Genomic DNA, 20793 nt, shown 5'->3' with positions numbered 1-20793 from the left:
AAGCGCCATGACCGCTACGAACCTGCTCACCGACAACCCCGAGCTGTACGAGGCCCGCTTCCCCGACCCCGACCGGCTGGCCGCACGCTGGACCGAGGGCTGCCTCCGTCGGCACCGCGCGGGCCGGCGCGTCCTCGACATGGGCTGCGGCACCGGCCGCGACGCCGCCCACCTCCACGCCGTCGGCCGCACGGTCACGGGTGCGGACATCTCCGAGGCGATGCTCGCCCACGCCCGAGCCCACCACCCCGGACCCGCATACGTCCACGCCGACCTGCATGGCTTCGACCTGGGCCGGGACGTGTTCGACGCTGTCGTGTGCCTGGACAGCGCTCTGCTGTACTGCCACACCAACGACCAGCTCGATGCCTTCCTGACCTCCTGCCGCCGCGCCCTGGCCCCCGGCGGACTGCTGGTCGCGGAGATGCGCAACGGCGCGTACTTCCTCGGCCGCACCGACCTGCTGGATGCGCCCACGGTCAATTCCTTCACCTGGCAGGGCACCGCCTACCGGTCCCACACCACGCTCACCGTGGACCGCACCGCCCAACTCCTGCACCGTACGCGCGTATGGACCGCGGACGACGGCTCGGAGCCTGTCGAGCAGCGTTCCGCATGGCGGCTGCTGTTCCCCCAGGAGCTGCGCCACCTGCTGACCGCGCACGGCTTCGAGGTCCTCGAACTCCACGACGGGCCCGGCCCACGCACCGAACCGCCGTGGCAGGACGGTCAGTTGGCCGGCGACAGGACGGACAAGGACCGGCTGCACGTCGTCGCACGCCTGAACACCACCCACTGACACCCACACCCCGAGGACGGTCATGTACGACAATCGTTTCCCCGGCCTGCACCGACGCGGCTTCCTTGCCGCCACGGGCGCCGCCTCGCTCGGCGCGCTCGCCCTCACCGGGTGCGGCGACTCCGGCAACGAGGACTCCGACGCCAAGGGCGCCGGTACACCGAAGCGAGGCGGCCGACTGCGCGCCGCCTTCGCGGGCGGCGGCGCCGGCGAGACCCTCGACCCCCACCTGGCCAACCTGTTCGCCGACGTCGCCCGCGCCAAGGCACTGTTCGACAAGCTCGCCGACTACGGCGCAGACCTGTCCGCCGAGCCCCGTCTCGCGGAGAAGTGGGAGGCGAACAAGGCACTGGACCGCTGGCAGGTCACCCTGCGCGAGGCGACCTTCCACGACGGCAGGCCGGTCACCGCCGCGGACGTGCTCTACAGCTACCGCCGCATCGCCGACCCGAAGCAGGCGTTCCGCGCCAGGGCGTCGCTGGAGCCCATCGACCTCGACGCCAGCCGCGCCACCGGCGAGCGGAGCATCGAGTTCGTCCTCAAGCGCCCCACGGCCGAATTCCCCAACATCCTCGCTGCGTTCGGCGCCTACATCGTCCCGCAGGACGCCTCCGACTTCGACAAGAAGCCGATCGGCTCCGGCCCCTTCCGGTTCGTCTCGTTCGCGCCCGGACGTTCCGCCGTCTTCCGCCGCTACGACGGCCACTGGGACGGTGCCCCGCACCTCGACGAGGTCGAGTTCGTCGTCGCCAACGAGGAGTCCGCCCGCGTCAACGCACTCCTCGGCGGACAGGTCGACTACGCCCACGAGCTCAACCCCACCACCGCCCGCGCCCACGAGGGCAAGGGACAGATCGAGATCGTGAGGCTGCGCAACAGCGCCATGCAGGCGTTCTGCATGAAGACCGACCGGGCCCCCTTCGACGACAAGCGCGTGCGCGAGGCGTTCTTCCTCATCGCTGACCGCCGGGAACTCGTCGACGGTGCCCTGTCCGGCGCCGGTGTGGTGGGCAACGACCTGTTCGGCAAGGGCTACGAGTACTACGCCGGCACCCTCCCCCAGCGCGAACAGGATCTCGACAAGGCCCGCGCCCTGCTCAAGCAGGCCGGCGCCGAGAACCTGAAGGTCACCCTCGACACCTCGGCCGTCGCCGCCGGATTCACCGAGGCCGCCAGTATCTTCCGCGACCAGGCGAAGAAGGCGGGCGTCACCATCGACGTCAAGATGGGCAGCAAGGACTCCTACTGGGCCGACATCCTCGACAACGGCACCCTGTGCTGCTACCGCTCCGGGGCCATGCCCATCGAGGCCCACATCTCCCAGCGCCTGCTGTCCGACTCCACCACCAACGCCACCAAGTGGAAGCACAAGGACTTCGACGCCCTCTACCAGCAGGCCCAGTCCACCCGCGACAAGACCGAACGGGCCGCCGTCTACGAGCGCATGCAGCGTCGCCTCCACGCCGAGGGCGGCTTCCTCATCTGGGGCTTCGCCGACTGGATCCTCGGAACCGCCCGCAATGTGAAGGGAGTTGAGACCAAGGCGCCCGCCAACACGCTCGACTGGGCCCGCTTCGACAAGGTCTGGCTCGCGTGAGCGGACTGCGTTCCTTCGTCGCCCGGCGGCTGCTCCTCGGCGCCCTGCAGACCGTGGCCGTCGTGCTGCTGGTCTTCGCGCTCACCGAGGCGCTGCCGGGCGACGCCGCCGTCGCCCTGGCCGGCGACCAGCCCGACCCGGCCCGGATCGCCGCGATCCGCGAGGCCATGCACCTCGACCGGCCCGCGTACGAACGGCTCGCCGCATGGGCGACGGGCCTGCTCCACGGTGACCTGGGCACCTCCCTGACCTCCGGCCGTCCGGTCAGCCAGTACATCGCCGACGGCTTCGGCCCGACGCTCCTGCTGGCCACGCTCACCGTGGCCCTGCTCGTCCCGCTCGCCTTCGGCCTCGGCGTGCTCGCCGCCCGCCAGGAAGGACGCCTCGTCGACCGGCTGATCAGCTCGGTCACGCTCGCCGTCTACGCGGTGCCGGAATTCGCCCTCGGAGTCCTGCTGGTGACCGTCCTCGCGCTGAAGCTGGCCTGGCTGCCGCCGACCGCCGTCGGCTACGGCACCGACCTGCTCGGCCATCCGGCCGCGCTCGTCCTGCCCGTACTGGTCCTGCTGTCCCGCCCGGTCTGCTCCCTGTCCCGCCTGGTGCGGGCCGCAATGATCGACGCGCTCGCCTCCCCCTACGTGACGCAGGCCCGCCGCTACGGCATCTCGGGCGCCCGTATCCGCTACGGCCACGCCCTTCCCAACGCCCTCGCCCCCGCCGCCCAGCAACTCGCCCGCACCATCGACTGGCTGCTGTGTGGCGTCATCGTCGTGGAGGCCCTGTACGTGATCCCCGGACTGGGCACCGTCCTGCTGGGCGCCGTCGCCGAACGCGACGTGCCGGTGATGCAGGGGCTCGCCGTGGTGTTCGGCGTGCTGACCGTCGTACTGAATCTGGGCGCGGACGTCGTCGCCCACCGGCTCACGCCCCGCGCGGGGGTGGCCGCATGACGAAATCGCGCACGGGCCGCTTCACCCTCGGTGTCACGGTCGTCGCCGTACCCCTCGTACTCGCCCTGCTGGGCCCGCTGTTCGTAGGCGAAGCGGGGCCGCGGTCGGCGTCCTTCACGCTCGGCGAGGGACACTGGCTCGGCACCGACTTCGTGGGCCGGGACGTGTGGCAGCAGGTGCTGCACGGCGGCCGGCCAGTCGTGCTGACCGCCCTCGCCGCCACCGCCCTGTCGTATCTCGTCGCACTCCCGGTCGGCCTGGTCGGCGCGCTCACCCACCGGCGCTGGCTGGAGGAACTGCTGATGCGACCCCTGGACGTCCTGCTCGCCGTGCCGTCCCTGTTGCTGATCCTGCTGGCTGCCACGGTCTTCACCCCCGGCGCCGTCGGTCTCGCCCTCCTCGTCGCGCTGATCAACGTGCCCGACGCGGCCCGCCTGGTACGCGCCGCCGCCACCGAGGCCGCCGCCCGCCCCGCCGTCGAGGCGCTGCGCATGCAGGGCGAGACCTGGTGGCGCATGGCCGTCGGCTACGTCGGCCGTTCCATGCTGCGTACCCTGTCCGCCGACGTCGGCATCCGCCTGACCGGCGTGCTGTACCTCGTCGCCACGGCCGCCTTCCTCGGCGTCGGGGTCGCCCCGGACGCCGCCGACTGGGCGGTCATGGTCGACCGCAACCGCACCGGCCTGTTCGTCCAGCCCTGGGCGGTCGTCGTCCCCGCCCTGCTGATCGTCGCTCTGACGATGGGCACCAACCTCCTCTTCGACGCCGCGCTGGCGGGCGACCGCCGAAGCGGCCGGAACCATCCGCAGCCCGGCAGGGAGTGAAGCGCACTCGTGAACCACACAGACGACGCCTCCGGGGAGCCCGTGGCCGAGGTCCGGGATCTGCGTGTCGAGGTCGGCGGCAGGGCGATCGTGGACGGCGTCAGCCTCAGGGCCCTGCCCGGCAAGGTCACCGCCCTGGTCGGCGCCTCCGGCAGCGGCAAGACCACTACCGGCCTCGCCCTGCTCGGCGAGTACCCGTCCGGCGCCCATGTCACCGGCGATGTGCGCCTGACGGCCGACGGCCCGGCCGGCTACATCCCCCAGCACCCGGCCGCCGTCCTCAACCCCGCCCGCCGCATCTCCGCCCTCCTGACGGACATCGCCCGCACCCAGGTACGCCACCTGCCCCGCAACCGTCGCCGGGCAGCGGCACGCGAAAGCGTCCTGCACGCCCTGACCGAGGCCCAACTCCCTGACGACGAAGCCCTGTTGGGCCGCTACCCACACCAGCTCTCCGGCGGTCAGCAGCAACGCGTCGTCCTCGCCCAGGCCCTGCTGCTGGGCGCCCGGCTGATCATCGCCGACGAACCCACCACCGGTCAGGACGCCCTGACCAAGAGCCGTGTCGTCGATCAACTGGCGGCCGTCGCGGCACGTGGCATCGCCGTCGTCCTGCTCAGCCATGACCTGGACGTCGTACGGGCACTCGCCGACGAGGTGCTCGTCATGCGCGCGGGCCGAGTCGTCGAAGCGGGCCCGGCACACCGCCTGTGGCTCGCGCCCCAGCACGCATGGACACGCGAACTGCTCGCGGAGTCGCCGCAGTTCACGGAACGGGGCAGCACGACCGGTCACCCTGTCCTGCGCATACGTGACCTGACTGCCCGCCACCACAACAGCACACGCGGCACGACCGAAGTGCTACGCACCCCCGAACTCGACCTGCACGCCGGCGAATGCCTGGCCGTCATCGGCCGCTCCGGCAGCGGCAAGACCACTCTCGCCCGCTGCCTCGCCGGGCTCCACCGCGACCACGGCGGAGAGATCCTCCTCGACGGCACCCCACTGCCGCGCAGCCTGCGCGACCGCGGCCGCGCACAGCTGGCGGCCGTGCAGTACGTCTTCCAGGACGCACGCGCCGCCTTCGACGAACACCGTCCCATCCTGCACCAGATCGCCCGCACCGCGATCCGACTGCGCGGCACCGAGACCTCCGCCGCGACACAGGAGGCCCTGGCCACCCTGGCCGGCCTCGGCCTCCCCGAGAACCTAGCGCACCGACGCCCCGGACAGCTCTCCGGCGGCGAACTCCAACGCGCCGCCCTCGCCCGCGCCCTCCTCGCCCACCCCCGCGTCCTCATCTGCGACGAGATCACCTCCGGCCTCGACACGATCACCCGCCGGAGCATCCTCGACATCCTCACCACCCTGCTCCATGACCGCGACGACCTGTCCCTCGTCCTGATCACCCACGACCTCGACACCGCCGCCCTGGCCCACCGCATCGCCGTCCTGGACGCCGGCACACTCGTCGAACAGGGGCCGGCCCGACGAGTCCTCACCGCACCGAGCCATCCGTTCACCGTGTCACTCATGGAGACCACGACACGCCTGGGGGCGGGAACACCGCGGGCCCCGGCGTCGTCGACCACCAGGACCAGCACGACGCATTGAGCAAGGCCGAGGCGCGGATGCAATGGGCCTGCGCCGACCCGGCCCGACTCGGCCGCCGGCGGCACGGCGTACAGGTCCTCGCCTCCCCCACGCCCAGCGGTCTCCCGCCCGGGATGTGCGACGAACTGCCGCCCGCGTACCAGGACACGCCTGCCGGACTTGGTGCTCAACGCCTGCCCCAGGTCGAGGAGTGCCGGCTCAGCCTCGTCCGGTTGTTCTGACTTCCGCGGGGCAGCCCCCGGACCGCGCGGCGCAGCCGGCCCCTCACGCGCCCGGTCGCGGCGGGGTGGCAGGCGCCGCGGACGACGAGGGTGAAAGGACGGCCCCGAGGGTCGTGTGCAGCTTCACCAAATTAGTAATGGGATTCATTTTCATGTAGCGTGTGGTGCCGCGCCGTTCACCCATCCAGGAGGAGCCATGGCCGTCCCCAAGCGGAAGATGTCCCGCAGCAACACCCGCCACCGCCGCGCCCAGTGGAAGGCGGTCACGCCCACACTTGTGCCGATCACGGTCGACGGCGTCCAGCACCTGGTGCCGCAGCGGCTGATGAAGGCGTACGAGCGCCGGCTGCTGCGTCCCGAGGGCTGACCGTTCATGCCTCACGACCGACTGCCCGTCACCGTCCTGTCCGGATTCCTCGGCGCGGGCAAGACCACCCTCCTCAACCACGTCCTCGGCAACCGCGACGGACTGCGCGTCGCGGTCATCGTCAACGACATGAGCGAGATCACCCTGCGCGACGACCTGCTCCAGGAGGTCGACCGACTGGCCCGCGAGGGCCGGTTCGACTACCTGCTCATCGAGTCGTCCGGCATCTCCGAACCCATGCCGGTGGCCGCGACCTTCGCCTTCGCCCGCGACGACGGCGCCACGCTCGGCGAGATCGCCCGCCTGGACACCATGGTGACGGTCGTCGACGCCGCCAACTTCCTGCCCGAACTGGCAGGCGGCGACGAGCTGGCCGAGCGCGGCCTGGACCAGTACGAGGACGACGAACGCACCGTCAGCGACCTGCTGATGGACCAGATCGAGTTCGCCGACGTCATCGTCCTCAACAAACTCGACCTCGTCGACGAGGAGTCGGCCGACCGGCTGCGAGCAACGCTCAACCGCCTCAACCCGGGTGCACGCATCGTCCCTGCCGTCCACGGCCGTGTGCGGGTCGACGAGGTACTGGGCACCAGTCTGTTCGACCTCGAACGCGCCCAACAGGCCCCCGGCTGGGTGATGGAGCTCAACGGCGACCATGTGCCCGAGACGGAGGAGTACGGTATCTCCTCGACCGTTTTCCGCTCCCAACTTCCCTTCCACCGCGGTCGGCTGTGGACGTTCGTAACCCGGTTCTTCACCCTGGCCGGCCGCCCGCACGTGACGGGCCTGTGGTCACAGGCCGGCTCCGCCGCACGCGACACCGACAGCCCCGTCGCCCAGGAGCTGGTCTTCATCGGCACGCACCTGCACGGAGATGCGCTGCACGCGGCACTGACCGACTGCCTCGTGATCGACGGCGAGAGCTTGCCGCCCGTCGACCCGTTTCCCGCCTGGGACACCTACGGCATCGACGACGCCTGCGTCCACGAGCGCCCGGAACTTGCAACGGGCGCCTGAAGATCCCCCTTAGGGTGGTGGACGCAGCCACGGCGCCGCGCGGCTCGGACACCGCTTCGGAAGTATCGCAGCCGGCCGTCGCTCACAGGTTGCTTTGAGGAAGAACCCGACCGGCACACAGGTCGCCTCACTACCGTGGGCACGTTGTTGGCGTCGTACAGCAAGCGGGTGGCGTGAGCGATCAGGAGTACACCGAGCCCAGGTACGGGTTCTTCGACGCCGCGCGCCTGGCCGCCCGGACCCTCGTGCATGTCGTCCTCGGCGGCGTCGCGCTCGTCGCCATCGCCACGGTCGTACAGGTCCTCGGCCCTCTGGTCGCCCTCGATCTCTACACTCCGCCCGTCGCCGCCTGGTGGACGGTCTTCACGGCCGTCGTCGTCCAGGGTGTTCCTTTCCTGCTGCTCGGGGCACTCGTCTCCGCAGCCATCGGTGCCTTCGTGCCCGAGCGCGTGTTCAGTCGGCTGCTGCCGCGCAGCCCCGCGCTCGCCGTGCCCGTCGCGGGCGTGGCCGGTGCCGTACTGCCGGGCTGCGAGTGCGCATCCGTACCGGTGGCCGGAAGCCTCATGCGGCGCGGGGTGGCCCCGGCTGCCGCACTCGCGTTCCTGCTCTCCGCGCCCGCGATCAATCCCGTGGTCCTCGTCGCCACCTCCATCGCCTTCCCGGGCCAGCCACTGATGGTGGCGGCCAGGCTCGTCGCCTCCCTCACCGCAGCCGTCGTCATGGGCTGGCTGTGGGCCCGCTTCGGGCTCAAGGAGTGGCTGCAGCTACCCGCGACGCGTACGGCCGGCACGGCCACCTCACGCGCACGGGCCTTCACCTCCGGGCTTCAGCACGACTTCCTGCACGCTGGGGGCTTCCTCGTGCTCGGCTCGGCGGCCGCGGCGACCTTCAACCTCACGGTGCCGCGCTCATTCCTGAACGTCTTCACGGGATCTGCCTGGCTGTCGGTGCCCCTGCTGGCGCTGCTCGCCGTGGTGCTGTGCGTGTGCAGCGAGGCCGATGCATTCGTGGCAGCGTCTCTGAGCGGCTTCTCGCCGACCGCTCGGCTGGCGTTCATGGTGGTCGGGCCGATGGTCGACCTGAAGCTGATCGCCCTGCAGGCGGGCACGTTCGGGCGCACCTTCGCCGTCCGGTTCTCGTCGGCGACCTGGGTGGTCGCGGTGGTGAGCAGTGTGCTCGTGGGGTGGTGGCTGCTGTGAGGAGGTACAGGCCGGCCGTGCTGTTGCTGCTGGTGGGCGCCGCGGTACTGCGGATCTCGCTGTTCAGCGACCTGTACCTGCGGTACGTGCAGACAGGACTGCGGCCCTACCTGATCGCGTCCGGGATGCTGCTGGGGCTTCTCGGGCTGGTGACGGCGGGGATGGCAACGCACGCGGCCCGAGACGGCGCCCTGTCCGCGGACGGGGATGCGCACCCGGACGAGGACGCGCACGACCACGGCCACTCCCACCCGGGCGGCCCGCGCTTCGCCTGGCTGCTCACGCTCCCCGCCGCCGCCCTGCTCCTCTTCCCGCCACCAGCGCTCGGTTCCTACAGCGCCGCCCGCGAAGACGCCCAGCACGCGGCGGAGGGTGTCGGCGCCTTCCCGGCGCTGCCGGCCGGCGACCCCGTGGACCTGAGTGTGGCCGCCTTCTCCTCCCGCGCCATTTACGACAGCGGACACTCGCTGAAGGGCCGCACGGTCCGGCTGACCGGCTTCGTCGCCCACGCAGACGACGGCATCTGGTACGTGACCCGGCTCCTGGTCTCATGCTGCGCGGCCGACGCGACGACGAGCAAGGTACAGGTCCGGGGCGCGGACGCACCGGAGACGGACACCTGGGTGACCGTGACGGGCACCTGGCACCCCAAGGGCAGGCTGGGATCGTCAGCGGCCTGGCCGCCACTGCTGGACGCCAGGACGGTCAGACAGGTCGCCGAGCCGTCGGATCCGTACGAGAAGCGCTGACGCGGGACGGCGCGGGCCGCCCGCAGACGCCCCGCGGCGGGGGCGCGGGGAGCGCCTATGTCGTCCACTGAGGCGCGCTGCCGGAACAGACCCTGGCCCAGGAAAGGGGTCCCGGCATGCTCGCGCCAACTGCCAGGTGGCGGTCAGTGTCCACACCGCGACCCACACCACCTCCTGCCCGCTGCAGTGGCGGCGGTTCCTGCGCGAAGAGTGGGGACGGGATCCTGCCCGGCTGCCGGCTGGCTGCTGATCGAATGGCCGGCCGCTGCCGAGGCGCCGACCGATTTCTGGCTGTCCAGCCTGCCCGCCGACACGCCGATCGCTGACCTGGTCCGTTCAGTGGCGTCCGTCAAAAGCGCGGGGCGTGTTCGACGTTCACGACGTCTCCGCGCGGACCGTACGTGAGTACGGTGCCCTCCCACTGGCCGAAGTCCAGGCCTGATCCGGCCGAGCCGAGGGTGTACTGCTGCGTCGCCGTGGAAGCCCGGACCGACGTGTTCAGCGTCTGTGCCATTCTGGAGCAGAACACGTTGCCGTCGTTTGGCCCGGGACCGATGAACGCCGCAGAGCAGCTGAAGAGATCGACGCCCGCGCGGAACTTGTCCCGCAGCACGGCCAACAGCGGCAGGTTGGCCAGTGACAGGTTCTCGCGGCAGAACTGTACGAACGCGGGCGCGCCGTGGGCCATGAGCTTGAGTCGCACGGGCTCCGCAGTGTGCGCAACCGTGTCGGCGGCACTGTCCAGGAACCACTGCAGTGGGGTGTCGAAGTTGACCTCGATCACCGTGTCACCCGCTGGCCGGTTGCCGAGCAGCCGTACGTCCCGATACACGAGCCGATGCTGGCGGATCGCGGCGGGACCAGCAACAGCCTCGTCCGGGAACGCATCTGGTGCGGTGAAGAATTCCTTGAGGGTTCTGAAGGTGAGCCGGCCCGGTTCAACGAGTCCGTCCTGGAAACCGAGTCGAACTTGTTGGAATCTGCGGATCGCCCCAATCGTGTTCGGACCCACGAGCCCGTCGACTTGCAAGGGCGGGTTTGGCCCACCCGATCCTGGGCCCACGTGGTTCATCAGCATCTGAACCGTGAAGACGTCGTCGGCTGCGTTGACGCCCGATTCCCCCACGCTCCCGGACAGTTCTCTCACACTCACTTGGCACTCCGTTCCCCGAAGTTTCCGCAGTCCCGCCGGATCCCTCAGCGCAGCATGTCGGGCCCGTTCCTCGCAAGTCGTTCCGCATAAGACACACCGCACGGGTAGGCATACAGTCATCGAACCGCCGGCGATCTGGTGGTCACTGCCGATTGCCTCGCAGCCCCCATCACCAAGGGCCGACCGGAAGCGTCACCACGTCCACGAAGACCACACGTTCAGCGAGCTCATCCGATGTGCCACCCAGGGCGGAGGATGCGGAGTCCACCGGGATCGGCTCAATTTCACGCACGTACAGCCGCACTGCCTCGCCGACACGAGGCACAACGGCTTCGATCTCTTGGTCCAGCTCGGTGACGTGTGAGCCCTGTGGGTAGCGCCGCCAGGCCCGTAGCTCTGCCGCGCCGTCTCCCAGGAACGTCACGTGCGCTTCCGGAGCCGGGCTCGTCTCGACGTACATCTCGACCCGCGAGGATCCCGGTGCTGGGCGCGCGCTGCCCTCAAGCCTGGCCGCGACCCGGTCGGGCCGGGACTGGGTCACTGTCAACGTTCGGCCCGGCAGAAGGGTGACCGGTTCGGTGGTCGTGACGGACGAGAGCGCACACGTGGGCAGGCTGTGCTCCTGGTAGCGAGCGAGCGCCAGGCGCAGGAAGGGGCGGTAGGAACCCGCCGTCACTTGCGGATCGAATTCAATGTCGGCGTAACAGCGCTTGTCCTTGAACCACACGTCATGGGGCACCAAAGTGACGTGGCCGCCGTCGGTGCCGAGCGTCACGGTCGGCCCCCCGGACCGGATGTCATCGGCGGTCGGCCAGCGCTTCGGCGGCGGGGATGTCCAGATCGGGTCCCGCCCCAGTTCCGTCACGGGAACGCCGGAAGGTGCTGCCATGCCGTCCGGCAATACCAGCACCGCAAGACGCTCCCCGGCACCGGTGCCGAACCATGGCGTGGCCAGTTCGACGCGCACCGAGTTGCTGAAGCGGGATCGCGTCACCTCGAAGGGCGCTTTGCTCTCCCTCCATCGGAAAGTCGGCAGCACCGACCGGACAACAGGAGCCACAGGCGGGGCCGAGCTCGGAATGTCGACCTGCTCGGGCTCCGTCCCCTCGAGCTGGAAGTCATCTGGTTCGCCCTCGTGGAAATATTGGCGGAACCGGCTTGAGGCGGTAAGCCCGTAGGACACACAGCGGTGGCGAGTGTCCCCGAATTCCTGTCGCAGCACGCCGTCGACCACCACACCACTCTCTCCCACCATAAGTGCGTGCACGTGCTGCGAGATCTTCGTCGGCTCACCCGTGGAACCGTCGACCTCCACCCATCCGGCTACGACGTCGACCGTGCCGGTACTCGCCGCGTCCACCTCCAGTCGGGGTTCGAAGACCACATGGGTCTGGCCGATGTCGACGCGTGCGGGGTTCATCGTCCCGCGGGGACGGGCCAGCGGCTTGCGCACGGCGTGGACGAGGTCCAGACGGAGCGGAGGCGTCACCATCGGATGCCGCCCGCTGATCACGGCTGCGGGGCCGACTCCGTCCAGGGCGGCGACATGGAAGTCGCCGGCCTGTACACGACCAGCAAGATCCGGACTGGAGGAGAGTTCGAGGACACGGTGCTCAGCCGGGCGCAGTCCGACATGCACCGTCTGGTCCCCTTCGGCGGACAGGACGGGTCGCTGCGGACTCCACTCGCTCAGGCGGAGTGTTTTGACCGGCACATCCGGATAGTCGTCATGGGCCCACGTAAGGATCGTGATGCCGTCCACGCCTGCGATACGGCCGTGCATCCGCGCGGCCGCGGGGTCTGGGAGCCCGCGCGGAACCCGTCCCGTTTGCGCGTCATGACGAGCGGTCGCCGAGGCGCGACGGAAGCAGGCGAGGGCCAGGTCGTCGGAGTCGTCGAGGACACCGTGAAGCTCCACGATCGACAAGGTCGTTTCCGGCGGGTGGAGGATCCGACGGTCGTTGGCCGGATAGTCCGGATGGGTGGCCCGGAACTCGGCCGCCGGCGGTGCGTCGAGTCCGCCCTCACTGCGGATGACGAGCCGGTGCACCGCGCCACCCGGGCCGAGAGCGAGTTGTTCGGCGGCTCCTGTCGTGTTGGGGATGTACGCCAGGTCTTCGGGCAGCTCGATCAGCGGAGGAGCCAGTGGCTCATGCCGCAGGAAGGCGACCAACTCGCTGGCGTATTCCTCGCGTTGATCCGTGTGGCTGCGACCGCCCCCGGCGATGTCCGCGATCCGTACACGCAGCCGGTACTCGGTCCCGAATCGCAGACGTGGCTGGGGGGCGTCCACCCGGTCGTAGCGCCAACCGAAGGGCAGCGGCTTGCGGTGGCCCGGTTGTGTCGCGGGAGGGCGCGCGAACGCAGAGGGCAGGGCAAGGCTCCAGCCGTTCCACCGGACGACGACCTCGTCGCCCCGCAGAATCGCGGTCGTGGCCTGCCTCTCCTGCTGATGCCCGGCACGGGCCGGGGCGACGTGCTGTACAGCGAGCGCATTGGCTTTGACGTGGGCCTCCTCCGCGACCGGAGCTCCTAGTGAGCGTTCGCCCTCGCCAGTTTCGAGCAGGTATTCCGCGGTCCGCCGACACACCGACGTCCAGCCGAGGTCCGGCTGCCAGATGTCCAGCCGATAGCCGAGCACCAAGTCTTCCGCGGTCAGCCCCGCGTCGTTCAGCGTCCCGAGCGAAGCGTTGACGGCGGCCGCACGATTCCTCGCTTCCAGGTCCGCGTCACGCCCGGCTCGCAGCAACAGGATCCCAGCCGAGCGCAGGCCGGGGAGAGCCGCGCGGTCGGTACTGGTGAGCGTGGTCTTGGCGGAGCCGAGGGCGTCGGTCGCGGCGTCCACGTCGAAGGTCACGACACTCCAGGCCGGCGGTTCACCCGGTGCCAGCAGGCCCGCTCCGGCAATGTCGAGGAACCCGTCGTACACGGCATCCGAGCGCCGTACCTGATCCGGTGTCGTGGGCAGGAACATGCCGTCCCGGAGCTCGAACCAGGTCGCGGGCGACCGAACCGTGAACTCCGGTGGCACCCCGGCACAGGACACCCGGATTCGCCCCGTTCCCCGCGGGACGTCCGGCGGCAGCGGCAGGTCGACGACAAGCCCCAGTACCCGCTGCAGCGCCGGATGCTCCCGCAGAATCGACACGGCCTGGTGGAACTCGATCGGTCGATCGGTGCGGGCTGCGTCCTCTTGATCCGCCCTCACGCCGCTGACGGGCATGCGCCCTTCCCAGCTTCCCGCTCGCAGCCGCTCGCGTACGACTGCCGGATCCCCAAGGGCCCGCGCACATGTCTGGTAGGTGCCGACAATGTCCGCAGCGCGCCGGGAGGTTGGGTGGACCTCGCGGTTGAGGGCCCCGTAGTCGGGCCGCGCCCCCAGGGCGACAGGCGTGGTGCGCGGGAACACCGTTTGCCACGTGTGGGAGTCCGGAACGGTGAGCCCGGCCGGAACGTCCCACTCCCACTCGACGTCGGTTGAGACATGCACGGAGAAGCGCAGACGGCGAACGGTGTCGGGCCAGTCGAGGAGCGCCGGATGGTCGGCCAGGGTCGCGCCGTCCGCCAGCTTCGGGACCATGACCACGGCGAGTGACGCCGTGCCGTTCCCGAATGGGCCGGAGGGTACCGAAACCACCACCAACTCGTTCATCGCCTCATCCCCGCCTCGTGAAGTGCTGCCGGTAGCGCTCGAAGGCCGCCTCGTCCGCATCCGCCCGGTCCAACTCGCGGACATTGTCGCCCGAGGGGCCGGGTCCGCCGCCGGCGAGCCGCCACACACCGGAGTCGATCTCGACCGAGGTGGCATAGAGCGTCAAGTCGATCTCGAGCACGAGGGTCGCCCGGCCCAGGAGCTCACGGGTCGCGCTGTCGTAGGTGAGCCCGACGGTGAGCTCCACCGAGACCGACACCAACCCCAGTACCTGGATCACACCACCGAACCTGATGTAACCGCTCAGCCTCAGGTCGTCGCCCACCACCACCGCACGCACGCCGCCCAGTGCGTGCACCTCGCCGCTGGCGACGACGAAGTCCACCGCGACGAGGGCGCCGAATTCGAGGCAGAGTTCCGCCCTGCGGATTCCTGCGGGGCCCAACTCAAGGTACGCGTATCCGCCTCCGCCGAACATCAGAACGCTCAGGCTGAAGGGATTCTCACGGCTCGCGAACGCCAGGGAGACCGAGATCGGCCGGTCGGGTGTCGGCTGGAACGGTACGACCAGCTCCGCCCGGAAACGGATGTTCCGCAGCACCAACGCGCCCGCCGGTGCACTGGGCAGAGCGAGCTCGAACCTGCCGGTGACCCCGCTCGGGCCGACATCGACAAGGGGCGCCGCGCTGCCCAGACCGAATGCGGCGAGCGCATCTGTCAGACCGGCGAGGAACTTGAGGTCGGAGCCGAACTCTGCCCGGACGTTGCGGATCCTCACCTCCGGATCCGTCCCCGGCCGGTGCTCGAAGGAGACCTCGTCGAACCACAGGTCGATCACCGGCAGTGACAGCCCGAAATTGGTGATCAGGCAGCTCACCTTGGCGTCGATCGCCTCCGGCGAGGGCAACTGTGCGTCGAGTGATGTGGCGGACGGGCCGGGCACGGCCAGGCGTACGTCCAGGACGACCTCCGACACGGACGGCGCCTCCGCCACGACGAAAGGCCCTGTGCCCTTCAGCCGTGCCGTGAACCGCAGTGACGTCGTAGGACCGTCCGCCAGTATGGTCGGAGCGTCGAACCGGGCAGCGGTGTCGATCAGGTCGGCCAGAGGGAACCCGAAGAGCGTCGCCTGGTCCAGGAAGAGCCGCCTCGGATCGAGGGATATCAGGCCCGCCCGGTTGCACAGCCCCCGCTCGCGGGAGATCCCGTCCGCCACGAAGGTGGGCACGACCAGCCCCCCAGCCCGTTCGGCGTTCTTCGCGAAGTCCACGGTCAGCCCAGCAGCCTCCTCGCCGGTTCGGGCGATGTCGAAAGGAATGGTCAGGTCGCCTTGGGTGAGATACGCGTCGTTGTAGACGAGAGGCACGGTCAGGGCCTGCTCGGTCAGTGCGCGCAGGGCCGGAAGGGCTACTTCGAAGCGTGAAATACGGGGCCAGACCTCGCCGGTGGCGTGGTCCCGGCCGGCCTCGACGGCGAGCCGATGTACCTCCAGGACATCTGCGGGGGCAGCTCCGTCGCGATGCGCGACCAGGTCGATCCGAGTGCCCGGCAACGGAATGTCCCCAAGGGATGCGTAGAGATTCGCCAGCTTGTCTGCGATCTCGTCATCGGTCAGGGACGAGAAAGGCTCAGGGACCTCGGCGTCGGGCGCGAGGCGGATGTCCGCAACGAAGATCATCGGCACGACGGTGTCGATGTCGCCGTTCGCGCCCGACAACCGCACGGGCAGCTCCAGCCCATGCCCGTCTTCGGGGAAGAAGACGTCGATCCTGTACGGCGCTTCAGCGGCCGCCTGCTGCTCCAGGCGGTCAACGGCCTCCTTGAGCGGTGCCCACTGAGCGACCACAGCGGCATGGAGCTCATGGCTCGGGTCCGTCAGGATCGTCTCACCCAGCGCCAGCATTCCTTCGGGACCGAAGAATTCGATGAGATGCTGCGGGGTTTCCCCCGTCGTCGGTGCAGCCAGTTCCGCCAGAACCCGGATTGCCTGGTCCTGCGCTTGCCGGATGCGCCGACGCAGGACGCCGGTCGCATTCGCGGGTAGATGGTGCTGGTACCACGTGTGGCCCTGCACCGACAGATCTACAACGGTCCGAACCACCTCCGCCTGGGAGAAGGGGAACTGACGACGGACGGCCGGGTCTTCAGCTGTCGTCCGCACCGGTTCGGTTACGACCAACCGCTTCACCTTGCGCAGAGCCGCCACGGCTTGGCCCTCGGCCGGGTCGAACCGGCGCTCGGTCAGTTCCTGGTAGACCGCCCGGTGACCGAAGGGGTACAGGATCCCCTTCCATTGCACCTCCACTTCGGCGTCCCGCCCGAGTGCCGTCCGGTGTTTCCACTGGAACCCGGGCCAATCCCCCTCTCCTACGAGCGTCCCGCCGAGGGCGGTGAGCTCGAGCCGGGACGCGGACGCCGGTCGGAGTCGACCGTGCTGGGCCACATTGGTCCGGCCGGCGCGGGACAGCGGTGGGGTCAGGCCCGGAGGATCGTCGGACGCCGCGAGGCCGGGGTCGACCGGGCGAAGGAACACGCGTTCCGATTCGTGGGGACCGGACCGGCCGGACAGCCGCGTGACCCACAGCCCGACGGCCCCTGAGGCCGGGTGTTCAACCGGGGTGGTCGCGTGCGTGCACCGCACCGCTTCGTTGCCCTCGGCACCGGGCGCCATCCGCATCCGAAACGGAATCTCCACCACACTGCGGATCGCGAGATCGGCCTGGCCCGGCTCGGCGAGGACCAGCGGCCCCTCGGCAAGCGCGGTGAGAATGCCCTCCTCTGTCAGGGGAATCGGGGTGTCGCCCTGCACGTCGAAGGCCAGCCAGCTGAGTCCGGCGAGACGTGCCTCCGCGTGCCCGGTCTCGCGATCGAGTTCGTAACCGGGCCCGAAGGTGTTCTCGGCGACATGCTGTGGCGGGAAGCTCACCACCACGCGTGCGTCGGGATCGGTGCGAACCAGACTGGCCGTGTTTCCGGAGTTACGGACCTCCATCCCACGCCATCGGATCCCGAGTACGACCATGTCGTGCGGGCGGACCAACAGCAGGTCCGGCGGCGTGGGGAAGAGCCGGACCTCGGGCGTGCGCGGCAGTGGCTCCTGCCAGCCGTCCCAGTTCATCCAGTGGAGGACGGCACCGTCCTCGCCACGGGCGAACACCTCGATGCCGAAGTCCTCAGCGCCGGAGCTGTAGGCGACAGCCGCGGGTGCAGAGTCCAGCGCCATACCGAGATCGTCGGGCTCCGGCCAGGAGTACGGCGGCGACGCCAGAGCCGCGTCGCTGAGCTCGGGTGACTCCCAGGCCCAGTGCAGGAGGGTGCCCGTGTCGCTCCGCGCGAAGACGTCGATCCAGTCCTGCCCCCGGGACACCGCGCTCGGGGACAGCGTCACCGCACCGGGGAGAGTGTCGTTCCACGGGCCGTGCTCGCCCTCCCATGCGAATTTGTAGAGCTTCCCGACTCCGCCGGGCGACCACTCGTCGGGGAGCTTGAGGATCACATCGGCCCTGCCGGGGAACTCCGCCACGGCGGTGGGGGCGTTGAGCTCGCCGAAGTCCGGCCCATGGAAACTGCCGCCGTGTTCGCGCAACGACGTCATTCCCTCGCCGTACCACTCGACCAGGACGTGGTCGAGGCCCAGAGCGAAGACCCGGGTGCCGGCCATGTCCGCATGCCCGGTGATGATCGCCGGGTCGGTGGCGAGGTACCCACCAAGGTTTTCCGGGCCGATCCATGCGTGCCCATCGTGGCGCCACCGCTGCAACGACGCATCCGCACCGCGGGCGTACACCACGTTCCGGTCGGCAACCGGACTTCCGACGACGACACCGCCCAGGCTTTCGATCTGCCATCCCTGCGGCGTACGCCGCCAGCACCGCAGGCTGCCTCTCGGCAGGGCGGAGCCGTCATCGAGCCGCACGCCGTCGTCGACGACGGCGAACGCGGTGAGTGTGCCATCGGGAAGGACCGCCGCGGCAGGCGCCGACAGCAGGCGGCCGCCGAGATTCTCGACCCGCCACGTCCCGTCGTCGCGCCACCAGTGTTGCAGTGAGCCATCCGATTCCCGCCCGAAGAGCTCGACAGTGCCATACCCGGTCAGCACCACGGCCGGCGTCAACGAGGAATCCATGGTCAGCGGCCTCGGATCATCGGCGGCCCAGACGGCTCAGGGCGATACCGACAAGGGTGCTTGCCTCCACCTCCAAGGAGGACGCCGCCTCCACGCGACCCACCGCCTCGAACGCCCGCGCGTGATCCACGAGGTCAGCGGAGAGGAGGAGCATCTGGGCTGGGCTCGCGGTCGTCTTCAGAGACTCCATCGACTCACGCAACGCGCCGACGGATTCATCCGTGATCGTGGCGTAGTCGATGTCCGTGCGGTCGACGCCTGTCAGGGGATGTGGGTCCGGGATCACCCACTTGATCACCCAGGTGCCAGTGACCGGGTCGAACACCACCACTGGTTGTGGCTCCTCCGCGGGAACGGCGCGAAGATCGCGAACTATGTTGCCGACATCTGTGATCGTGAGCTCGAACTTGTCCATGAGGCGTCTCCTCCTCAGATGGAGTCAGCACGACGGCTGAGGCTGCCCGGACGGATGAGGAACGCAGATGCCCGTGCCAAGGCGCTGCTGCCGACGCTTCGCTGATAAATACCACAATTCATCAGCCTCCCAAGCAAAATCGCCATAACGTATGCGGACGACGTGCCTTCCGCATGGCGCCGAACGACGTGTCAGCCCTCGATTACAGTGCCGTGGGCCCCCAACCCCAGATCGGGGGGCTGCCCATTGATCCCCGCTCCCGCACCCAGCTGCTGCGTACGGGGCACAGCGACTCCGGATGCCATCCAACCTGCTGCCCGAGCTGATCCGCCTCGTCGTGGCCTACCTGGCGAGCGCGGAGCCCTGCCCATTCGGAATTCGCGTATGGGTTCCCATGTGCTGCGGCTCAGAATTCCGGGACCCGCACGTAGTGAGCACGCGCGGGTTCCCAGAGGCAACCTGGGAGCGGAGAACCACTTTCAACAGGTAGATCGCACAGTCAGCGCCGTTCTCCCGTTGACGTGGATTCTCGGCAGTAACTCGTAGAGTCTGCCAGTTGCTGTCACAAGTTGCGGGATCATGCAAGATTCCGAAAGTCGAATGGTTGATTGAACTTCTTCGAGCCGGCCGCCGATCAGGTGAACGTCCACAAAGCGCAACGAGCGAGGCCCCGGGCTGTTGATCGAGATGCCTGACGTCTCAACCACGCTGCTCGGGCGCCTCGTTGGTCATCTGTCCTGCCGCACTCAATGTCGCCCATGCACTCGCGCGATGGCGGCACTGGCGAACGTGCGCCAGGGCTGCTCAAGGTCCTGCGGGAGGGGCGAGGCGGACTTCGTCCCGCTGGACGGCACTCTCGCCGAGTGCTCCGGGCAGGCGGCTGTTGTGGCCCGGGGGCCGAGCCGTGGGGACGCCGGCCGCGGCACGAGTACCGGTCGAGCGTGGCGTCGCGCACCTGAAGTCCTGACGGATCTTGAGCAGATCACGGTGCAGTCCGAACCGTATGACGTCATTCGTCAAAGGTGTCCTCACCTTGGAGCGGCAACGCTGAGGAAGCTCATTCACCGGCGGGCCCTGCGCAGCCCATCGGCCAAGCTCAGGGCCGCCGACCGGTCGGCGGCGAAACCAGCGGTCAGCCGTTCCAGATGCATGCGGGCTCCGTGTGCGGCATAGACATCGATGGCGGCCTCCACCGCGGCACGAAGACCGTCAGGCGCGAGGAAGACCCCGTCCAGCAACTCGATCGCCTGGAGTAGGTCGTTGGTTTGCGCCCGCGGCAGGTCGGGCGTCTGCGCACCGTCGGTGAAGTAGTAGACGTCGCTGAGTTCACCCCTCGGGGTTATGTCGTCGATGTGGATCGAACATCTACCAGCACGGCTCAACGTCGCTGGGAGGCCGTGGACGGCGTGCAGGGTGGCGAACAGCCGCTCGGCGAACCCGCGCGGGTGCACCTCGGACGGACTCGTCCCGAGCGGCTGCAGCGATGAGATGACTGCCGTCAGGGTCGCCAACTCGGCGTACTCCGGCAGGGGCAGGGGTGAGCGGACATCCAGGGCCTCGACCTCGGCGACGTGCAAGAAGACCGGCACATGTGGCCGATCGGCCGATGCTCCGATGGCGCCCGCGAGTCGCTGCATCAATCCGGCGAGAGACACAGCCCGGCTACGGGACATCAGTGAGGTCCGCGCCCACCTGCCGTCCAGTGGATGGATGTGATCGACCCCGACGAGCCGGTCGAGGTCCGGCTCATAGATGATGTCGAGCGTCTCTTGGCCGCTGTCCCGCAGCACGGCCAGCAGTTCGGCGTCCGAGGCCGAAGCTACGGCCAGGATCGCCAGATCGGGCGCGAACAGCTCGCCGAGCAGCCGCGGGACCAGCGGCGAGTCAAGTTCGGTGAGCGCCAGGCGCTCCTCGTGGGCGTCGACGACCGTGATCGGGTCGGCCGCCAGATCGTAGACGAACAGTTGCAGGACGGCGTGCCCGGTGGGATGGAGCAACTTCGCTGTCCACACGGTGGAGTACTGGCGGGCATGGGCGAACAACAGCCCTGCCGCGAGCGAGCCGAACCCTTCGTCGGCCAGGAAGGCGCGCAGTCGTTCGGCCATGC

The 20793-nt window shown here is 69.4% G+C and carries 15 protein-coding genes and 2 pseudogenes; 12 read left to right on the top strand and 5 right to left on the bottom strand.

All coding sequences use genetic code 11. The features are described from left to right. The first annotated feature begins 7 nt into the window (after positions 1-7). The 11 genes and pseudogenes from ACPT94_RS26110 to ACPT94_RS26060 form a co-directional block, all read left to right on the top strand. Complete coding sequence (locus ACPT94_RS26110; RefSeq protein WP_360346835.1) at positions 8-799, top strand: class I SAM-dependent methyltransferase; 792 nt, start codon at positions 8-10, stop codon at positions 797-799. Between the two features lie 22 nt (positions 800-821). Further along, a complete protein-coding gene (locus ACPT94_RS26105) occupies positions 822-2396 on the top strand; it encodes an ABC transporter substrate-binding protein (RefSeq protein WP_425246955.1) in 1575 nt (524 codons plus the stop codon). Then, positions 2393-3346, top strand: a complete 954-nt coding sequence (locus ACPT94_RS26100) for an ABC transporter permease (protein WP_425246954.1) — start codon at positions 2393-2395, stop codon at positions 3344-3346. Before ACPT94_RS26105 ends, ACPT94_RS26100 begins: the two co-directional genes overlap by 4 nt. Further along, positions 3343-4170 carry an ABC transporter permease gene (locus tag ACPT94_RS26095; protein ID WP_360346841.1) on the top strand — a complete coding sequence of 276 codons (828 nt, stop codon included), beginning with the start codon at positions 3343-3345 and terminating at the stop codon, positions 4168-4170. The genes ACPT94_RS26100 and ACPT94_RS26095 overlap by 4 nt, the downstream gene beginning before the upstream one ends. 9 nt (positions 4171-4179) lie before the next feature. Further along, positions 4180-5784, top strand: coding sequence for an ABC transporter ATP-binding protein (locus tag ACPT94_RS26090; RefSeq protein ID WP_425246953.1), 1605 nt, complete (start codon positions 4180-4182; stop codon positions 5782-5784). Further along, positions 5781-6005, top strand: coding sequence for a hypothetical protein (locus tag ACPT94_RS26085; protein WP_425246952.1), 225 nt, complete (start codon positions 5781-5783; stop codon positions 6003-6005). The genes ACPT94_RS26090 and ACPT94_RS26085 overlap by 4 nt, the downstream gene beginning before the upstream one ends. A 196-nt stretch (positions 6006-6201) precedes the next feature. Continuing rightward, positions 6202-6372, top strand: coding sequence for a 50S ribosomal protein L32 (gene rpmF, locus ACPT94_RS26080; protein ID WP_425246951.1), 171 nt, complete (start codon positions 6202-6204; stop codon positions 6370-6372). 6 nt (positions 6373-6378) lie between these two features. Beyond that, positions 6379-7392, top strand: coding sequence for a GTP-binding protein (locus ACPT94_RS26075; protein WP_425246950.1), 1014 nt, complete (start codon positions 6379-6381; stop codon positions 7390-7392). Between the two features lie 173 nt (positions 7393-7565). Then, positions 7566-8591, top strand: coding sequence for a permease (locus ACPT94_RS26070; protein WP_425246949.1), 1026 nt, complete (start codon positions 7566-7568; stop codon positions 8589-8591). Beyond that, entirely contained in the window at positions 8588-9340 is a 753-nt protein-coding gene (locus ACPT94_RS26065) for a TIGR03943 family putative permease subunit (protein ID WP_425246948.1), read from the top strand. The genes ACPT94_RS26070 and ACPT94_RS26065 overlap by 4 nt, the downstream gene beginning before the upstream one ends. Positions 9341-9455: 115 nt before the next feature. Further along, positions 9456-9572 (top strand): annotated as a pseudogene (locus tag ACPT94_RS26060) (transposase); the annotation flags it as partial. Between the two features lie 117 nt (positions 9573-9689). Here ACPT94_RS26060 and ACPT94_RS26055 read toward each other — a convergent pair. From ACPT94_RS26055 to ACPT94_RS26040, 4 genes are all read right to left on the bottom strand, one after another. Further along, a complete protein-coding gene (locus tag ACPT94_RS26055; protein WP_425246947.1) occupies positions 9690-10493 on the bottom strand; it encodes a hypothetical protein in 804 nt (267 codons plus the stop codon). Positions 10494-10662: 169 nt separating this feature from the next. Next, positions 10663-14145 carry a hypothetical protein gene (locus ACPT94_RS26050; protein WP_425246946.1) on the bottom strand — a complete coding sequence of 1161 codons (3483 nt, stop codon included), beginning with the start codon at positions 14143-14145 and terminating at the stop codon, positions 10663-10665. Between the two features lie 4 nt (positions 14146-14149). Continuing rightward, positions 14150-18271, bottom strand: coding sequence for a DUF8189 domain-containing protein (locus tag ACPT94_RS26045; RefSeq protein WP_425246945.1), 4122 nt, complete (start codon positions 18269-18271; stop codon positions 14150-14152). A gap of 16 nt (positions 18272-18287) precedes the next feature. After that, complete coding sequence (locus ACPT94_RS26040; protein WP_425246944.1) at positions 18288-18686, bottom strand: hypothetical protein; 399 nt, start codon at positions 18684-18686, stop codon at positions 18288-18290. 916 nt (positions 18687-19602) lie between these two features. Between ACPT94_RS26040 and ACPT94_RS26035 the strand changes: the two are divergent. Beyond that, positions 19603-19737: pseudogene (locus tag ACPT94_RS26035) on the top strand (IS5/IS1182 family transposase); the annotation flags it as partial. A gap of 10 nt (positions 19738-19747) precedes the next feature. Here the strand turns inward: ACPT94_RS26035 and ACPT94_RS26030 are convergent. After that, positions 19748-20791: a hypothetical protein gene (locus tag ACPT94_RS26030; protein ID WP_425246943.1), complete on the bottom strand. Its 1044-nt coding sequence runs from the start codon at positions 20789-20791 to the stop codon at positions 19748-19750. Between the last annotated feature and the right edge of the window lie 2 nt (positions 20792-20793).

Source organism: Streptomyces aurantiaciflavus, assembly GCF_049808595.1.
Lineage (GTDB): Bacteria > Actinomycetota > Actinomycetes > Streptomycetales > Streptomycetaceae > Streptomyces.
This window is presented reverse-complemented; position numbering and strand designations above follow the sequence as displayed.